The organism is Lutibacter sp. (assembly GCF_041555395.1).
Lineage (GTDB): Bacteria > Bacteroidota > Bacteroidia > Flavobacteriales > Flavobacteriaceae > Lutibacter.
Genome location: NZ_JBFFKM010000030.1, coordinates 12,923 through 31,560 on the forward strand (window position 1 = coordinate 12,923; position 18,638 = coordinate 31,560).

The window sequence follows — 18,638 nt, forward strand, 5'->3', positions numbered from 1 at the left end:
CACTATGGGATTTTACCAACTGAAACAAACACAAAGAATAAAGGGAACTATAGATGAAGTTTGGGATTTCATTGCTTCGCCTGAAAATTTGAAGAAAATTACCCCAGATTATATGGGTTTTGACATCACTTCAGGCGACTTGCCTGAAAAAATGTACCCTGGAATGATTATTTGTTATAAAGTGAGTCCGCTTTTCGGATTTAAAATGAATTGGCTTACAGAAATAACGCAGGTTCATGAAAAGAAATTTTTTATTGATGAACAACGCGTTGGCCCTTATAAAATATGGCATCACCAGCATAGGATTGAGCCAATTGAAGGTGGCGTTTTAATGACAGATATCGTAACCTATCAGCCACCCATGGGGTTTTTGGGATCTATAGCCAATACGCTGATCATTAAAAACAAATTGAATGAAATATTTACCTACAGAACAAATGTGCTCAACCAAATTTTTGGAGAACTGAAATAATAATTTTTTACTGCAGCTTTTTTAAACCTATTTGGTATTTCTTGGCAAAGCCTCTTCAGGAAATGGAAAAATAATAGTTGAATTCTTTTCAGCAGCAATATTTGCTAAGGTTTGATACAATCTTAATTTTATTGCAGACGGTGATTGATCTATCAGTTTCCCGGCCTCTAACAATTTACCGGCTGCTTGTTCTTCTGCCAGTGCCAAAATAATTCTGGCTCTTCTGGATCGTTCTGCTTCTGCCTGATTGGCCATCATTCGCCTCATGTTTTCAGGTAATTGAATGTCTTTAATTTTAACATCAATAATCACAATACCCCATTCTTTGGTTTCCTGTTCAACAATCGCTTTTATATTCTTTCCCATTTCTTCTCTTTTAGACAAAATGGTGTCCAGTTCCACTTTTCCACAAACATCTCTTAAAGCAGCTTGTGACAGTTGTGCAATGGCGAAATTGTATTCTTCAACCCGTAAAACGGCCTTTTCCGGGTCATCAATTTTGAAAAACACAACACCGTCAATACTACAAGGCACGTTGTCTTCAGTCATAACTTCCTGAGAAACTATATTAAAGGTAATAACGCGAATATCAACCGTTTGAATTGTTTCAACAATTGGAATAATCCATCGGAATCCAGGCTCCAAAATTTCAACATATTTCCCAAATCTAAATTTTAAAGCTCTTTTATATTCGAAAATAATTCGTATTCCGCTAAATAAAAACAATACAATAATAATTGTAAAAAAAACTGATGGGTACATACTTTATGATTTAAGTTAATAAATTGAGGTTTTTAATGCTCCTAATAAACTATCTAAAGGCTGAAATTTATAGAGGGGATATCAATTGCTTAGACTTAAAATTTTAGCAATAAAAAAAAGAATATTTTTTATGCTATTGATGGTCCATTTAAATTTACGAAATTTTATGGGAATGGCAAAAGAAAAATTTAGCTTATAAAGGTTATTAAATTTTTAATGAATCATTTTTATGGCAGCTTCCGCACAACGTTCACCATCCATAGCGGCAGAAACAATTCCGCCGGCATAGCCTCCACCCTCTCCGCAAGGGAAAAGTCCGGCTATTTCAGGATGCTCTAAGTTTTCTTTTCGAGGGATATTCACAGGTGAAGAAGTTCGTGATTCCACGCCCACAACATTTGCTTCTTCGGTATAAAACCCTTTCATTTTTTGTCCAAATTCAATAAACCCCTTTCTCAATCGGCCTCCAATTATTTTTGGCAATAAGGAATGTAAAGGCGCCGATTTTAATCCAGGCTGATAAGAAGTTTCATTCAAACTTGAAGACAATCTTCCTTCTACAAAATCGGTAAGTCTTTGAGCTGGGGCAGCCTGACTTCTGCCTCCTGCCAAAAAAGCCAGTTTTTCCATATCTTTTTGAAATTCCAACCCTCTTAAAACACCAAATTGCTCGTATTTGTGTAAATCCTTTTCTGCATTTATTTCCACTACAATTCCGGAATTTGCAAATTTGCTGTTTCGTTTTGAAGGCGACATTCCGTTTACCACCACTTCTCCAGGAGCAGTTGCAGCAGGAACAATAAATCCGCCAGGGCACATGCAAAATGAATACACACCTCTGTCATTTACCTGATGAACCAAACTATAAGCAGCCGGCGGCAACAATTCATTGCGTTCATCTTCACAATGATATTGAACAGAATCAATAATTTGCTGAGGATGTTCAACGCGAACGCCCATTGCGAAAGATTTGGCTTTTAAGAAAATATTTTTTCTGTGCAGTAAATAATAAATGTCACGTGCCGAATGTCCGGTTGCTAAAATTAACGCCTGCACAGGCATTTCTTTATCGTTTTGTAATTTTATTGCACAAATTTTATGGTCTTTAATAATGAAATCTACCACCCTGCTTTCAAAATGAATTTCACCGCCAAATTTTAAAATGGTTTCCCTAATGTTTTCTACAATTTTGGGTAATTTATTGGTGCCGATATGCGGATGGGCATCAACAAGAATTTGCTCGGTAGCGCCGTGAAACACAAAATTTTCAAAAACCCTGCGAACATCACCGCGTTTTAAACTTCGTGTATATAATTTTCCGTCGGAATAAGTGCCAGCGCCACCTTCACCAAAACAATAATTAGAATCTTCATCCACAATATGAAATTGATTGATAGCGCGTAAATCCCGCCTTCTTTCCTTAACTTTTTTTCCTCTTTCCAATACCACAGGTTTATAACCCAGTTCAATGCAACGTAATGCGGCAAACATACCTGCTGGCCCAAAACCAATTATATGTATTTTTTTAGCAGAAGAAACATCTTTGTATTCGAATGAATATTCAGAAGATTCAGGCAGTTGCTCTTGAATGTATACAGCAACTTTATAATTAAAAAATATTTCAGACTTTCGGGCATCAATAGATTTTCTTAACACTTTTACAGCATTGATGTCTTTTTGATCAATACCTAAAAAGCGTGCCGACTTTTTTTCTAAAATACCTTCCAGCTTTTCTTCTTGAAGAGGAATCCGAAGTTGTATGTTTTTAATCATAAATGCAAAAATACTCAAATTTCAAAGAAAAACTAAACTCAAAAAATGGTTTTTTATTTTCTTGAATTTAATTCTGTTTCAATTTCACTAATTTATTTTTCAATTAAAATCATAATTTTCTTATACAATTATTTTTACTAATCTCACATTGGCATATTTAAAACAATTAATGGTCATTCCTACTTGCAGGAGTTTTTTTTACAGATGTCATGTAGGAATTTTATCATTAGTCATTTTTGTTTTTACATCAAGAGATTTTAAGATTTCGTTACAAGAATTTAGTAAATCTGTATAAAAAAATTTAAGTGCATTTAAAGGGGTTGCAATTAATAATATATGGTGCTTAAGCGTCTAATATACCCAAATATATATAAAATATATTTTAAGTTTTACATAATTGTTATGCAATCGTTTATGCTGAAATAATTTGAATTGTTTTTTATATTCAAATCAAAATTTTATTAAATAATTTGAAATTTCAGATTATAATTTTTTTAAGGTAGTATTTTAGGGACTATTCGCTGTTTTTCACACATCTTTAACTTAAATTTGCTTAGAAATAAGTATCATTGCATATGCTAAATAAAATATTATATACGGCTTTATTTTTACTTTCACTGCAGGGTTTTTCACAGGAAATTAAAAATACCGATACCCTAAAAAAAAGTTCAATTTTGGTTACATTAAGAGGCCAGATTATTGATAATGCCAGTAAATTGCCTTTAGCTGGTGCACATTTATTTAATTTAAATTCGGTAATTGGGACAATTTCTAATAATAATGGAATGTTTGAGCTTGCAACCATCGTAAATGATACTATTTATGTTTCTTACTTGGGGTTTCAATCCATAAAACTAAAAATCACCAACGATTTACTGAAAGGAAATGAATTGGTTATTGAATTATATGAAAGAACTGAACCAATGGATGAAATTGTGGTGAGCTCCCACAAACTTATCGGTGTTTTAGAAATTGATGCAAAAAATGTCCCTCAAGATAAATATTCCCGTATTCATATAAACGGTTTGCCTCAAACTTATGAGGTAGGATCGAGACAGCGTAAAGAATTTAATTCACCCATTGACGCCCTTTTTAGACCCATTGATTATGTATACAATATGTTTGGTAAAAGTCCGAAACAGTTAAAAAAGTTGAAGAAATTGAAAGATGATGATAATCTTCGCAACATGTTGGAAGCCAAGTTTAACAGAGAATTATTGATGGAATATTTAGGGATGTCTGCTGGAGAGTTAAATGAATTGTTAAATGAATGTAATTACTCTGACTATTTTATAAAATCTGCCAGCGATTTACAGCTTATTGAAGCAGTTTTGCTTTGTTACGAAAATCATAAAGCCATTAAAAAAGGAAGCACTATTAAGGAAAAGTAAAACAATTAGGCAATTAGTTAATGAGCAAATTAGCTGATTACAGAAAAGAGAGTAGCGACAAAAGTTAATGGAAATAAACCGTTCACAATTAAACGATTAAACAGTTAAACAAATAAATAAGGGTTGCTTAGCGAAGCCGAAGCGAACAAATAATCAATTTTCACTTTGCGACTAGTTCATCTAATAATTCTCTTATTTTATTACTGTTCCAATCGGCTGAACCTGTTTTTGCAATTAATATATTTCCACTTTTATCAATTAAATATGTTGCCGGGATGCTGTTTGTTTTCGTAAAACTGTCTGGTGGTAAACTCAATGAATTGTAAACAGGTAAGTCATATCCGTTTTTATTAAAAAAAACCTCAACTTTCCCCCAATCTTCGTTGGTTACAAATACAAAAGACACTTTATCTTTATAATCAGCATATAATTTTTGTATCATTGGCATTTCTGCTCTGCAAGGTGGACACCAAGTAGCCCAAAAATTCACAAAAATTACCTTGTTTTCAAGTTCCTTAAAATTGATGCTTTCCGTATTTAATCCTTTTAAGCTCCAATCATTAGAACTTAACTTTTCACTTTTATCAACATTTTTTATTGATGGCGCAAAGGCAATTTGGCGCATAAACCACTCTCTTGAAGATGGATACAACAATACTGCTATAGCTATTACAAAAATAATGTTTGAAACAGACTTTTTATTTAATTTGAAATTCATAAACTTCTATTTTTAGATTTAGTAGTTTTATTTACAATTCCTTACAATTCCTTACAATTCAAAATAAAAAAACCTTTGAAATTCAAAGGTTTTTTTATTTAAAAATTGTAACTAACCTATTATTTGGCTGTTAATCCTTTAGTTTTCCTAATATTTCAGCTACTTTTTCGCCAATTTTAGCTGGAGATTCCACAACGTAAATTCCATTTTCTCTTAAAATAGCCATTTTCGCTTGTGCCGTATCATCTTTCCCTCCAACAATTGCGCCTGCATGTCCCATTGTTCTACCTTTTGGAGCAGTTTGGCCGGCGATAAAACCAACCACAGGTTTTTTATTTCCTGTTTCTTTTACCCAGCGGGCAGCCTCTGCTTCGAGTTGGCCTCCTATTTCACCAATCATTACAATTAGTTCAGTTTCTGGATCATTCATTAACAATTCAACAGCTTCTTTTGTGGTTGTTCCAATAATTGGATCTCCTCCAATACCAATGGCTGTAGTAATTCCATATCCTTTTTTCACCACCTGATCGGCAGCCTCATAAGTTAATGTTCCAGATTTGGAAACAATACCTACATTTCCTTTTTTGAAAATAAAACCTGGCATAATGCCTACTTTTGCTTCGCCTGGTGTAATTACTCCCGGACAATTAGGTCCAACCAATCTACAGTCTTTATTGTCAATATAAGCTTTTACTTTGACCATATCAGCAACAGGAATCCCTTCTGTAATACAAATAATTACTTTAATTCCTGCGGCAGCGGCTTCCATAATAGCGTCAGAGGCAAATGCCGGTGGCACAAAAATTATTGACGTATCTGCTTTTACTTTATCAACTGCATCTTGCACGGTATTAAAAACAGGTTTTTCTAAATGTAATGTTCCTCCTTTTCCAGGAGTTACGCCACCAACAACATTTGTTCCATATGCTATCATTTGGGTTGCGTGAAAAGTGCCTTCACTTCCAGTAAATCCTTGTACAATTATTTTTGAATCTTTATTGACTAAAACGCTCATTTAAGTTTATTTTTGAATTAAAGTATTTATCGTATTACAAAAGTAATTTTTTCTAAGTTTAAGACGGCTGAATTTATTACTTTTTTTGATTTTTTATCATTTGTTTTATTTCAGCCATTTCCTTCAATTTCTTTCTTGATTCCTCCACTGGTGTTCCAAAATAACTGATGCCTCCTTTTAGCGATTTGGTTACGCCTGTTTGTCCTAAAACAACCGCGCCTTCTCCAATGGTAATTCCGCTATTTGTGCCAACTTGCCCCCATAAAGTAACATTATTTTCAATAATAACGCAACCTGCAATGCCGGTTTGTGAAGCAATTAAACAATTTTCGCCTATAACAGTATCGTGACCAACCTGAACCTGATTGTCTATTTTTGTGCCTTTTTTAATGGTTGTGTTGGCAGAAACACCTCTGTCAATGGTGCAAAGTGCACCAATATCAACATTATCTTCAATAATCACGCTACCGCCTGAAAGCAATTTATCATAACCATCTGCACGTTTTTTATAATAAAATGCATCCGCACCTAAAACAGATCCTGCATGAATGGTCACATTGTTTCCTAAAATACAATTGTCGTAAATAGTTACATTGGGATGAATTAGGCAATTATCACCAATTTTAACATTATTTCCTATAAATACATTTGGTTGAATAACCGTATTTTCCCCTATTACTGCCGATTTTGAAATTGATGAATTAACAGCTTTAAACGGATTAAAATGTTTGGTAAGTTTATTGAAATCTGTGAACGGATCTTCTGAAATCAGCAATGCTTTTCCTTCAGGACATTCCACTTCTTTATTTATCAAAATAACCGAGGCCTTTGAATTCAACGCTTTATCATAATATTTTGGGTGATCGACAAAAACAATATCGCCTTCTTCAACCACATGAATTTCATTAAACCCTGAAATTGAAAAATCGGAAGGACCTACAAAAGTTGCATCAATAATGTCCGCAATTTCTTTCAATTTATATTTTCGTGGAAATTTCATCTGTTTAAATTTTATTTTTTAGCGGTAACAGATGCTGTTCGCATTTAATCATTCCTTTGTGTGTCAAAATTTGTAAAGCTCGTTTGATAAAAATTATTCTTTAACGCGTTCTAAATAAGCTCCTTTTGCAGTATCTATCTTTATTTTATCACCTTCATTAATAAACAAAGGGACATTAATAGTCGCGCCTGTTTCAACAGTTGCAGGTTTAGTTGCGTTTGTCGCAGTGTTTCCTTTTACACCGGGCTCTGTATGTGTTATTTCCAAAACCACACTTGCTGGCATATCGACTGAAAGCGGCAAGTCATCTTCCGTATTGATAATAATGGTTACAATTTCACCTTCTTTTAAAAGATCCGGTGCATCCAATGCGTTTTTACTCAAAGTGATTTGATTATAATCTTGTGTATTCATAAAGTGAAATGAATCACCTTCCGGATATAAATATTGAAATTTTTGAGTTTCAACTCTTATGTCTTCTATTTTTCTTCCTGCAGGAAATGTATTATCCAAGACTTTACCTGAAGATAAACTTTTCATTTTTGTTCTCACAAAAGCAGGGCCTTTACCTGGTTTTACGTGTAAAAATTCAATTACTTTAAAAATATCATTATTATATCTTAAACATAATCCATTTCTAATATCTGATGTAGTTGCCATTTTTTATAGTTTTAAGTTTTAAGCTCTAAATTATAAGTCTCAGCTTTGTTAATAAGGCTTTATACTTAGTACTTTATGTTATTAATTATTAACTTCCTGAATAACCCTTCATAATTCCCCTTTGAGAATTTTTAATGAAAAGAATTATTTGGTCTCTTTCTTTAGTTGCTTCCATTTCGGCTTCAATTTTTTCCAAAGCCTGCGTAGTATTGTAATTTTTTTGATATAAGATTCTATATATATCTTGAATTTCTCTAATTTTTTCTGTATCAAATCCTCTTCTTCTCAATCCTATCGAATTAATACCGATATAAGACAATGGTTCTTTTCCGGCTTTAGAAAAAGGAGGAACATCTTTTCTCACCAATGAACCTCCTGAAACCATAGAATGTTCTCCAATATGAATAAATTGATGTACAGCCACCAATCCACTTAAAATTGCAAAATCACCTATAGTGACATGTCCCGCAATAATGGACCCATTTGCCAAAATACAATTATTGCCAATGATACAATCGTGGGCAATATGTGTGGTAGCCATAATTAAACAATTGTCGCCAATTTGTGTTTTTCCAAGTGCTTTTGTACCTCTGTTTACGGTGACACATTCTCTAATTGTGGTATTATTTCCAATAATTGCCAATGAATCCTCTCCATCAAATTTTAAATCTTGAGGAATTGCGGAAATAACTGCTCCGGGAAAAATTCTGCAATCTTTTCCAATTCTGGCGCCTTCCATAATGGTTACATTTGAACCAATCCAAGTTCCTGAGCCAATTATGACATTGTTATGAATTGTGGTAAAAGGTTCAACAACAACGTTTGTTGCAATTTTCGCCTGTGGATGTATATATGCTAAAGGTTGATTCATTATTCTGTAGGTTTTCTGGCTATTTGCGCCATTAATACTGCCTCTACCACCAATTTATCATTTGCATAGCCGTAAGCCTGCATATGACAGATCCCTCTTCTTATTGGTGAAATTAATTCAGCACTAAAAATTAAAGTATCTCCTGGTAAAACTTTTTGTTTAAACTTAACATTATCCATTTTCATAAAATAAGTCAAGTAATTTTCCGGATCTGGAACAGTGCTTAATACCAATACACCGCCACATTGTGCCATTGCTTCAACTTGCAAAACACCAGGCATTACGGGTGCCCCTGGAAAATGTCCAATGAAATAAGCTTCATTCATGGTCACATTTTTCATTCCCACCACATGCCTATCCGATAATTCTAAAATCCGGTCTATCAACAAAAAAGGTGGTCTGTGAGGAAGAATACTCATAATTTTATGAATATCCATTAAAGGAGGTTGTGTTAAATCGAATTTTGGAACACAATTTCGTTTTTCTAGTTTAATAATTTTTTGAAGTTTTTTTGCAAAAACAGTATTTACCAAATGTCCCGGTTTATTTGCAATAATTTTCCCTCTGATTCTTGTGCCAACTAAAGCCAAATCTCCAATAACATCTAACAACTTATGACGGGCAGCTTCATTTGCCCAACGTAATGTAAGGTTGTCCAATATGCCGTTTGGTTTAACAGTGAGTGTCTCTTTATTAAAGGCCTTTTTTAATTTGGACATTGTTACCTCAGATATTTCTTTATCCACATAAACAATGGCATTGTTTAAATCGCCTCCTTTAATTAAGTTATTGTCCAACAAAGTTTCCAATTCGTGAAGGAAACTAAAAGTTCTTGCATTCGCTATTTCAGTTTTAAATTCTGAAAGCGAATTCATTGTTGCATTTTGGGTGCCTAAAACTTTGGTGCCAAAATCAACCATAGCTGTTATTTGATAAGTATCGCAAGGCATTAAAATAATTTCGCTTCCAGTTTCTTCATCTTTATACGAAATAATGTTTTTGACAATATATTCGTCTCTTTCGGCATCTTGCTCTTCTATTTCAGCTTTTTCAAGGGCTTCCACAAAATGTTTGGATGATCCGTCCATTATTGGAGGCTCTGGAGCATTGATTTCAATAATAATATTATCTATATCAAGGGCTACAACTGCAGCTAAAACATGTTCAGAAGTATTTACAAAAACACCTTTCTTTTCAAGATTTGTACCTCTTTGTGTATTTATAACATATTCTGCGCTTGCCTCAATAATTGGTTCTCCTTCTAAATCTTTTCTCACAAAAATATATCCATGATTTATGGGTGCAGGCTTAAAAGTTAGGGTGACTTTATTGCCAGTATGCAAACCAACACCCGAAAGTGTTACTTCTTTTTTGATAGTTTTTTGTTTATTCTTCATTTTTTCTCTTTTAAAGCTTTAATATCTTTCTCCAATGCATTTATGGTTGCAACCAGTTCGGGTAATTTTTTAAAATAAACAAATGATTTACTAAAATCTGAATATCCCATTGCAGGAGATCCTTGTATTATTTCATTGTCTTTAATATTTCTTCCTACGCCAGCCTGAGCTTGTATCCTGACGTTATTTCCAATACTTATATGCCCAACAATCCCAACTTGTCCTCCTATCATACAATTTTCACCAATTTTTGTTGAACCTGCAACACCTGTTTGCGCTGCAATAACTGTGTTTTGACCTATCTCAACATTATGAGCTATTTGAATTTGGTTGTCTAATTTTACGCCGTTTCTTATTATTGTTGAGCCTAATGTAGCTCTGTCAATAGTTGTTGCTGCGCCAATATCAACATTGTCTTCAATAACAACATTTCCTATTTGGGGTATTTTAGTAAAAATCCCTGAGGCATCCGGGGCAAAGCCAAACCCGTCCGAACCCAAAATTACGCCGGCGTGCAATGTGCAATTTGAACCGATAATTGTTTCGGAATAAATTTTTGAACCTGCGTGAATTATTGCGTTATCGCCAATTTTTACATTATCACCAATATAAACATTCGGGTAAATTTTTACATTATCACCAATAAAAACGTCGGCGCTTATGTAAGAAAAAGCCCCTAAATATAAATTAGTGCCAAAAATTGCTGATTCGTCAATAAAAGACGGCTTTTCTATTCCGGTTTTTCTTAATTTTACTTGATCATAAAACTCCAATAGTGTTGAAAAAGCCTGATAAGCATCATTAACTTTAATGAGGGTTGTTTCAACCTCTTTTTCAAGCACAAAGTCCATATTCACAATCACTATGGACGCTTTTGTGGTATATAGATAAGGGGTATATTTGGGATTCGACAGAAATGTTAGAGATCCTTTTTCTCCTTCTTCAATTTTTGAAAGACTAAATACTTCAACGTTTTTATTTCCGAAGATTTCTCCTTCTAAAATTTCTGCTATTTGAATTGCTGTAAATTTCATGATATGCAAAAGTAAAAAAAAACTTCAACTCCACCTATTTCTTTGGATAGCAGATATAGTACTTATAAACCGGATTAGACAATGCCTGTATATTTAAATGGTCAGATGCCTCTGTTACATCCTTTAAGCTTCCGTTTTTATATATAATTTGAATATTATTTTTTGTTGCATCATAAGCCTGATTGCAAATTTCGCCGTGATATACAAAATAATCCAGCTCGCCATTGCTATAATTGAACTTTTCTTTAACCTGTTCTTTTATGGTTAACAATTGGTTTTTGGTAAAAGGTTCATTTTGAAGCATTACTTTTGGCAATCTTCTGTTAACAAGACTTTTGGACAAACTTGAAAGTATCTTATCATCGTTAGAAATCCATTCTTTTATGGCAGCCAAAATATCATAATCATCAAGTTTTGAAAACAATTTTAAGTTTTCTTGAGAAACATGAGCTTTATTAATGGGTTGTTTTAAAAAAATGGACAGCGTTTTTGTAGCCGGCAATTCTATGCCCGATAAAGAAAGTTCTTTAGCGCGTTTTAATATTTTTTCTAATAATTTTTCTGCAACAAGCGCCGTTTTATGCAAATAAACCTGCCAATACATGATTCTGCGGGAAACAATAAAACTCTCAACACTGTAAATCCCCTTTTCTTCAACCACCAAATTATCATTTTTCACATTGAGCATCGTAATTAAACGTTCGGAATTTATGGTTCCTTCAGCAACGCCTGTATAAAAACTATCCCGTTTTAAATAATCAAGCCTATCCACATCTAACTGACTCGAAATTAGTTGGTATAAAAATTTACGATGATAATTTCCCTGAAATATTTCAATCGCCAATGAAAGTTGTCCGTGAAACTCAACATTTAAAGCCTCCATAAACAACAATGAAATATTTTCATGAGAAATACCTTTAATAAATTGCCCTTCTAACGCATGCGAAAATGGTCCGTGACCAATATCGTGCAATAAAATCGCAATATAAACTGCCGTTGCCTCTTCTTCGGAAATTTGAGTGCCTTTAAATTTTAAAATTCTTACTGCTTTCTGCATTAAATGCACACTTCCTATGGCATGGTGAAATCGTGTGTGGTGTGCACCCGGATAAACCAAGTATGACAATCCCATTTGAGATATTCTTCTTAATCTTTGAAAATAAGGGTGTTCAATTAAATTGTGAATTAAAATATTAGGAATTGTAATAAATCCGTAAATTGGGTCGTTTAATATTTTTAGTTTGTTCGTTTTTTTTTCGTTCAAAACAATGAGTTTTATAAATGATAGTACAAAGATAACAATATGGGTAATATAAAAATTTTATGGGTTGATGATGAAATAGATCTTTTAAAACCTCACATTCTTTTTTTGGAGAAAAAAGGATATTCTGTTTCTGTATCCAATAATGGTGCCGACGCGATTGATATGTGTGAAGAAAACAATTATGACATTGTTTTTTTAGATGAACATATGCCGGGTTTAAGCGGGTTAGAAACGTTAAGCCAAATAAAAAGCAAACGACCAAACCTTCCAATTGTGATGATTACCAAGAGCGAAGAGGAATATATTATGGAAGAAGCTATTGGGAATAAAATTGCTGATTATTTAATTAAACCTGTTAATCCACATCAAATATTGTTGAGTTTAAAAAAGAATTTAGACCATTCTCGTTTGATTTCAGAAAAAACCACCTCAAATTATCAGCAGGAATTTAGAAAAATAGCAATGGATTTGGGTATGGTAAATTCTTATGAAGAATGGATTAATATTTATAACAAGTTGGTTTATTGGGAATTGGAACTTGAAAACATCAGCGATTCAGGAATGATTGAAATATTGGAAAGTCAAAAACAAGAAGCCAATTCGTTGTTTTTTAAATTTATAAAGAAAAATTATAAAGATTGGATTCAGGATGAAGATGCGCCCACTATGTCGAATACCCTATTCAAAAAAGTAATAATTCCTGAGATTAATACCTCAAAAGGAACTTTACTGGTTGTTATCGATAATCTACGCCTCGACCAGTTTAAAATTTTAGAACAAACCATCACTAAATATTATAAAAAACAGGAAGAAATCGCTTTTTACAGTATCTTACCAACTGCTACTCAATATGCCCGAAATGCTATTTTTTCAGGTTTAATGCCTTTGGAAATGGAACAACAACATCCTCAATATTGGAAAAATGACCCAGATGAAGGCGGTAAAAATTTACATGAAGAAGAATTTTTAGAAGCACAATTAAAACGACTTCGACAAAATATTAAATGGGGATTTTATAAAATAACCAATCTGAAAGCAGGAAAACAATTGGTTGAAAATTTTAATTCCATCAAAGAAAATGATTTAACAGTCATTGTTTACAATTTTGTTGATATGCTTTCACATTCAAAAACTGAAATGGAAGTTATTAAAGAATTGGCTAGTGATGACAAGGCTTATAGGTCGTTAACCAATAGTTGGTTTTTAAATTCACCTTTGTTGGAAATCATTCAAAAAGCCCAAAATTTAGGATTAAAATTGATTATTACAACAGATCATGGCACCATAAACTCTAAGGTTCCGTCAAAAGTGGTCGGGGATAAAAATATAAGCTCCAATTTAAGATACAAAACCGGAAGAAGCTTGTCTTATGAAGAGAAGGATGTCTATGCCGTTAAAAACCCTAAGGAACTCTTATTGCCATCAATTTCAATAAATAGCGCGTTTATTTTTGCCAAAGAAGATATCTTTTTTGCCTATCCAAATAATTACAATCATTTTGTTAACTATTTTAAAAATACCTATCAACATGGCGGAATTTCTTTAGAGGAAATGATTATTCCATGTGCTATATTTGTACCTAAATAAGTTTTGAGTTAGAAGTAAACAAATAGGCAATAGGCATAGATAATTAGCAAATTAGCTGATTAAAGAAAAGAGAATAGAGACAAAAGTTAATGGAAATAAGCAATTTTCAACTTTTCAACTTTTTACAAATAAACAATTACACAGTTAAACAGTTAAACAATCAAGTATAGTCCAGCCGTATATGATTAAAAATTACTCTTTAGAAGAATTACCCGCAATTGCAAAAGAAATTATAAAATCCGCAAAACACAAAGTATTGCTTTTTTATGGAGAGATGGGTGTGGGAAAAACCACTTTGATTAAAGAAATTGTAAAGCAATTAGGAAGTTCAGATAATGTAAGTTCCCCTACTTTTTCAATTGTTAATGAATATCATACCGCAAATGACGAAAAAATATATCATTTTGATTTTTATAGAATAAATAATGAAAATGAAGCTTTAGACATCGGCGTTGAAGAATATTTTTACAGTGATTGGTGGTGCTTAGCAGAATGGCCGGAAAAAGTAAAAAATTTAGTACCTTTAAATTCGGTATTGATAACAATAACCTCAAACAGCGACCAATTACGAACTATAGAACTTAGAAATAATGAGTAAAAAAATTTCTTCACCGTTTAGTCAGCAGGAGTTAATTCCACAAGAAGAAACTTTAGAGATTATAAAAAGGAAAAGCGAACTTGTTATTGGAATTCCAAAAGAAACGCATTATCAGGAAAAAAGAGTTTGTTTAACCCCTGATGCTGTTGCTGCATTAACTGCGCTTGGACATAAATTTGTGATTGAAACCGGAGCCGGTGATGGGGCAAACTTTTCGGATAATGAATATTCCGAAGCCGGAGCAAAAATTTCTTATGATATCAAAGAAGCATTTGGTTGCCAAATGGTATTAAAAGTTGAACCACCTTCTTTAGATGAAATTAAATTAATGAATCCGCAAAGCATCCTTTTTTCGGCTTTGCAATTAAAAACACAGACAAAAAAATATTTTGAGGAATTGGCAAGCAAACGCATTACTGCAATAGCTTTTGATTTTATTAGAGATGACCAAGGTGTTTTTTCAATTGTAAAATCGCTAAGTGAAATTGCAGGAACGGCTTCAATATTAATTGCTGCTGAATTAATGAGCAAGAATAATGAAGGACAAGGTTTATTATTGGGAAATATAGGTGGTGTTCCACCAACGGAAGTAGTCATTTTAGGCGCAGGAACCGTTAGTGAATTTGCGGCCCGTTCTGCAATGGGCTTGGGAGCCAGTATAAAAGTCTTTGACAATTCTATTGCAAAATTACGAAGCTTACAACACCGTTTAGGTCATCCTATTTACACGTCAACAATACAACCAAAAACATTGCAAAAAGCATTAATGCGCTGTGATGTTGCCATTGGAGCTGTTAGAGGAAAATTGCGCTCCCCTATTTTGGTTACGGAAGAAATGGTAATGAAAATGAAGAATGGGGCTGTAATAGTTGATGTTAGTATTGATTGTGGAGGATGTTTTGAAACTTCTGAGGTTACAACCCATAAAAAACCAACTTTTGAAAAACACGGAATCATTCATTATTGTGTTCCAAATATTCCTTCCCGATACTCAAGAACAGCCTCAGTTTCAATAAGTAATACTTTTACGCCTTATTTGTTGAGCATCGCTGAAGATGGCGGATTTGAAAATGCGGCTCGATTTGACAAAAGTTTGCAAAAAGGGATGTACTTTTACCACGGAATTTTAACCAACAAAACTGTGGCCGACTGGTTTAGTTTGCCTTTTAGAGATATAAATTTATTGTTTTTGTAAAATGACTGTTAAACAACGTTTGCCTTATTATTTAATTGGTTTATTTTTTGGTATAGTGATGGTGGTCTTTTTTCTTGATAAAAAAAGTGCAGAATTTGATTATCTTCCTAATTCCAGAGTGTTAAAAAGTATTCGAAGAAAGCCACAGGTTTTCTCTTCGCAAGCATTGCAAGTCTTAAATTCAAATAAAATAGATTCCTTAAGCATTAATCAAATTTTAAAAAATGGCAATGTTGATATTTGGAATAAAATTAAATTAGATTCTTGTTTTCAATATAACATAAAAGGACGAGATAGTTTAAAAAATATCATGCTAACCGTTAAAAGATGTGATTCTTTTGCCTTTATAGAAAAAATTATTATTGAATAGCAATTTTTGAATAATAATTTTCCTTAATTTTTTTTATGCTTTTTATGGATTTCTCCATCCATTCCTGGTATTTTTCGTCTTTTTCAATTGCTGTCAATTGCCAATTCACGTCAGATTTTTTTAGTTTTTCAGTCATGTTTTGAAGAATGATTGCAGCTGCCACTGAAATGTTCAGACTTTCGGTAAAACCAACCATCGGAATTTTTAAAGATCCGTCCGCATTATCCAACACATCTTTTGAAAGTCCAGCCTTTTCAACCCCAAAAAAGAAAGCTGCCTTTTCTGAAATATCAAAATCTTGCAAAAAACAGGAATCGTTATGTGGGGTTGTTGCGATAATTTTATACCCTTTTGATCGTAAATTCGCAATGCAACCTAACGTATTGTTACTGTCCTTGTTTCGGTATACGGAAAAATCCAACCATTTTTGGGCGCCTTTTGCGATATGGTTTGATGCATAAAATTTATATTTAGTTTCGATGATATGAACATCTTGAAGACCAAAAACATCACAACTTCTCACAACAGCGCTGGCATTTTGCGGCATAAAAATATCCTCAATGGCTACCGTAAAATGTCGCGTTCGATTCTCTAAAACTTCTTTGAATAAATTCCTTCTTTTTTCAGAAACAAACTGCTCTAAATAGTCAATAAATTTATAATCTACCATGTGAAAATTGTGTTTTTTCAAAGATAAAATTTTACTTTTGAATAACTAAAAGATATGAAAAAAATAGTTGTATTAACAGGTGCAGGTATTAGTGCCGAAAGTGGCATTAATACCTTTAGGGATTCCAATGGATTATGGGAAGGACATGACGTTATGGAAGTAGCTTCACCTATGGGCTGGCAAAAAGATAAGGAAAAAGTATTGGGTTTTTACAACAAACGAAGGGCGCAGTTACTTGAAGTTTTTCCAAACGGAGCGCACAAGGCATTGGTAGCGCTTGAAAAAAAATATGAAGTAAGCATTATAACTCAAAATGTTGACGATTTGCATGAACGTGCAGGAAGTTCACAAGTATTGCATTTGCACGGCGAGTTGTTAAAGGCTAGAAGCACTAAAAATACCAACTTAATTTATGACTGGAACAAAGCTATGAATTTGGGTGACTTTTGCGAAGAAAATTCACAGCTCAGGCCTCATATTGTTTGGTTTGGTGAAGATGTACCCTTGTTTGACAAAGCACTTGAAATCACTTCCGAAGCTGATATTTTAATTATTGTGGGGACGTCCATGCAGGTATATCCGGCCGCTCATTTAATTAATTGCGCAAAATCAACCATTTCTATTTATTTTATTGACCCGAAACCTGTTATTCAACAAAATCTATATTCAAATTTAACTGTTTTGGCTGAAAAAGCTTCAATTGGCGTTGTTAAGGTTGTTAACCAATTAATTGGTTAATTGCATTAAATAATCCTCCTTTTGAAATTTGACTTCCCATTTCAATGAGTTCAAATAATTCAAAATTACGCTCTTTTGTATATTTTTTTTCTGCCTTAAAATAGTCAAATTGTTCATTGAGCGGATTCTTTAAAAACCATTGAAAATCGTCTGTGTTTAAAAAACTTTTGTTGTTATTTTTTAATTTGATATAAATTCTAATAATGAGATCCGACTGACATTTAAATAAATTAATATGGCCTTCAGAAATATGTTCTAAATATTCGGTTTTACTTAAAACATCTTCCCAAACAACATCACTAAATATATTTAATTCTTCTTCAGCCATAGAAGGATTTTCCTTTTTTATGTTTGCCCATTCTTTTGCATCAATTTGTTGAGTTGCCAAAAACTCAGCAAATTCCTGGTGTAATTCCAAAAATTGTTCTTTCGTTAATTGTCTGTATTTCATAAAATATAAGAATAAAAAAACCGCCCAGATTGGGCGGTTCAAATATATTAAATTTAAAGTTTAGAATGAGTAACGCAATCCAAACTGCATTTGCCATCTGGATAATAAACTTGCATCATATACAAACGTATCTTTTAAATCAGAATTGAAAGTATAGGTTGGTGTTCCGGTTCCATCAACAGAAACGCCAATTGGCTGCACTGCATTTGGTTGTTGCACCAATCCCCAATCCGAATTGATTAGATTACCTACATTTAAAATATCAATACTAAATTGTATGGCATTGGTTTTTGAGACTTTTAATTCCTGAATAAATTTCATATCCCATTTTCCTCTCCAAGGTGCTAAAGCTCCGTAACGCTCAGCATAACTTCCTCTAATACCACTTAAATAGTCATCTTGTTGAATAAATTGCTCGAATGCTGCAGCTTGTCCAGAACCTGAAAATGTCATTTGATTTACTTCAGCAGCGGTTGGAACATAAATTAAATCATTCAATGATGAACCATCATTATTTATATCACCTCCATAGGTATAATTAAATCTTCCTCCCTGTGCATATTCAAAAAATGTAGAAAGTGTAGTTCCCCATTTATCGTTGGTTCCATATTGCCATGTTTTAGAAGCCACACCAATAATTCTATGTGTATCCCCATATTTAGAATATGCCAA

General features: G+C 33.1%; 19 protein-coding genes and 1 pseudogene. 7 read left to right on the forward strand and 13 right to left on the reverse strand.

The annotated features are described in order from the left end of the window. Positions 1-4 precede the first annotated feature (4 nt). Complete coding sequence (locus tag ABY285_RS07965; protein ID WP_372768809.1) at positions 5-472, forward strand: hypothetical protein; 468 nt, start codon at positions 5-7, stop codon at positions 470-472. 27 nt (positions 473-499) lie between these two features. Here ABY285_RS07965 and ABY285_RS07970 read toward each other — a convergent pair whose 3' ends face one another. Beyond that, a complete protein-coding gene (locus tag ABY285_RS07970) occupies positions 500-1,234 on the reverse strand; it encodes a slipin family protein (RefSeq protein ID WP_372768811.1) in 735 nt (244 codons plus the stop codon). A gap of 213 nt (positions 1,235-1,447) precedes the next feature. Beyond that, a complete protein-coding gene (locus tag ABY285_RS07975; protein ID WP_372768813.1) occupies positions 1,448-3,007 on the reverse strand; it encodes an NAD(P)/FAD-dependent oxidoreductase in 1,560 nt (519 codons plus the stop codon). Positions 3,008-3,582: 575 nt separating this feature from the next. Here ABY285_RS07975 and ABY285_RS07980 point away from each other — a divergent pair. Next, a complete protein-coding gene (locus ABY285_RS07980) occupies positions 3,583-4,398 on the forward strand; it encodes a carboxypeptidase-like regulatory domain-containing protein (RefSeq protein ID WP_372768815.1) in 816 nt (271 codons plus the stop codon). 160 nt (positions 4,399-4,558) lie between these two features. Here ABY285_RS07980 and ABY285_RS07985 read toward each other — a convergent pair whose 3' ends face one another. The 8 genes from ABY285_RS07985 to ABY285_RS08020 all read right to left on the reverse strand — a co-directional run bounded on the left by ABY285_RS07985 (position 4,559) and on the right by ABY285_RS08020 (position 12,357). Further along, positions 4,559-5,116: a TlpA family protein disulfide reductase gene (locus ABY285_RS07985; protein WP_372768817.1), complete on the reverse strand. Its 558-nt coding sequence runs from the start codon at positions 5,114-5,116 to the stop codon at positions 4,559-4,561. Between the two features lie 130 nt (positions 5,117-5,246). Beyond that, a complete protein-coding gene (gene sucD / locus ABY285_RS07990; RefSeq protein ID WP_372768819.1) occupies positions 5,247-6,131 on the reverse strand; it encodes a succinate--CoA ligase subunit alpha in 885 nt (294 codons plus the stop codon). A gap of 76 nt (positions 6,132-6,207) precedes the next feature. After that, complete coding sequence (locus ABY285_RS07995) at positions 6,208-7,131, reverse strand: UDP-3-O-(3-hydroxymyristoyl)glucosamine N-acyltransferase (RefSeq protein WP_372768821.1); 924 nt, start codon at positions 7,129-7,131, stop codon at positions 6,208-6,210. Positions 7,132-7,224: 93 nt separating this feature from the next. After that, positions 7,225-7,791, reverse strand: a complete 567-nt coding sequence (efp, locus tag ABY285_RS08000; RefSeq protein ID WP_372768823.1) for an elongation factor P — start codon at positions 7,789-7,791, stop codon at positions 7,225-7,227. Between the two features lie 88 nt (positions 7,792-7,879). Next, positions 7,880-8,662, reverse strand: coding sequence for an acyl-ACP--UDP-N-acetylglucosamine O-acyltransferase (lpxA, locus tag ABY285_RS08005; protein WP_372768825.1), 783 nt, complete (start codon positions 8,660-8,662; stop codon positions 7,880-7,882). Beyond that, positions 8,662-10,059: a bifunctional UDP-3-O-[3-hydroxymyristoyl] N-acetylglucosamine deacetylase/3-hydroxyacyl-ACP dehydratase gene (locus ABY285_RS08010; protein WP_372768827.1), complete on the reverse strand. Its 1,398-nt coding sequence runs from the start codon at positions 10,057-10,059 to the stop codon at positions 8,662-8,664. Before ABY285_RS08010 ends, lpxA begins: the two co-directional genes overlap by 1 nt. Further along, positions 10,056-11,093: a UDP-3-O-(3-hydroxymyristoyl)glucosamine N-acyltransferase gene (gene lpxD / locus ABY285_RS08015; protein WP_372768829.1), complete on the reverse strand. Its 1,038-nt coding sequence runs from the start codon at positions 11,091-11,093 to the stop codon at positions 10,056-10,058. The genes ABY285_RS08010 and lpxD overlap by 4 nt, the downstream gene beginning before the upstream one ends. A gap of 34 nt (positions 11,094-11,127) precedes the next feature. Then, entirely contained in the window at positions 11,128-12,357 is a 1,230-nt protein-coding gene (locus ABY285_RS08020; protein WP_372768832.1) for an HD domain-containing protein, read from the reverse strand. Between the two features lie 39 nt (positions 12,358-12,396). Between ABY285_RS08020 and ABY285_RS08025 the strand changes: the two genes are divergently transcribed. The 4 genes from ABY285_RS08025 to ABY285_RS08040 all read left to right on the forward strand — a co-directional run bounded on the left by ABY285_RS08025 (position 12,397) and on the right by ABY285_RS08040 (position 16,107). Further along, positions 12,397-13,944, forward strand: a complete 1,548-nt coding sequence (locus ABY285_RS08025) for a response regulator (protein ID WP_372768834.1) — start codon at positions 12,397-12,399, stop codon at positions 13,942-13,944. Positions 13,945-14,125: 181 nt separating this feature from the next. Then, positions 14,126-14,542 (forward strand): tRNA (adenosine(37)-N6)-threonylcarbamoyltransferase complex ATPase subunit type 1 TsaE, encoded by a 417-nt coding sequence (gene tsaE, locus ABY285_RS08030; protein ID WP_372768836.1) that lies wholly within the window; start codon positions 14,126-14,128, stop codon positions 14,540-14,542. Further along, on the forward strand, positions 14,535-15,737 hold the full coding sequence (locus ABY285_RS08035) for an alanine dehydrogenase (protein ID WP_372768838.1): 1,203 nt from the start codon (positions 14,535-14,537) through the stop codon (positions 15,735-15,737). Before tsaE ends, ABY285_RS08035 begins: the two co-directional genes overlap by 8 nt. 1 nt (position 15,738) lies before the next feature. Further along, positions 15,739-16,107 (forward strand): DUF4258 domain-containing protein, encoded by a 369-nt coding sequence (locus tag ABY285_RS08040; protein WP_372768840.1) that lies wholly within the window; start codon positions 15,739-15,741, stop codon positions 16,105-16,107. On the opposite strand, the gene ABY285_RS08045 is transcribed toward ABY285_RS08040, so the two are convergent. Further along, entirely contained in the window at positions 16,097-16,777 is a 681-nt protein-coding gene (locus ABY285_RS08045) for a TrmH family RNA methyltransferase (protein ID WP_372768842.1), read from the reverse strand. The genes ABY285_RS08040 and ABY285_RS08045 overlap by 11 nt on opposite strands. 54 nt (positions 16,778-16,831) lie before the next feature. On the opposite strand from ABY285_RS08045, the gene ABY285_RS08050 reads away from it, so the two are divergent. Then, positions 16,832-17,515: an NAD-dependent deacetylase gene (locus ABY285_RS08050; RefSeq protein ID WP_372768844.1), complete on the forward strand. Its 684-nt coding sequence runs from the start codon at positions 16,832-16,834 to the stop codon at positions 17,513-17,515. Here ABY285_RS08050 and ABY285_RS08055 read toward each other — a convergent pair. Both ABY285_RS08055 and ABY285_RS08060 read right to left on the reverse strand, forming a co-directional pair. Continuing rightward, positions 17,496-17,966: a DUF6495 family protein gene (locus tag ABY285_RS08055; RefSeq protein WP_372768846.1), complete on the reverse strand. Its 471-nt coding sequence runs from the start codon at positions 17,964-17,966 to the stop codon at positions 17,496-17,498. The genes ABY285_RS08050 and ABY285_RS08055 overlap by 20 nt on opposite strands. Before the next feature lie 60 nt (positions 17,967-18,026). Beyond that, positions 18,027-18,638, reverse strand: a pseudogene (locus ABY285_RS08060) (TonB-dependent receptor); the annotation flags it as partial.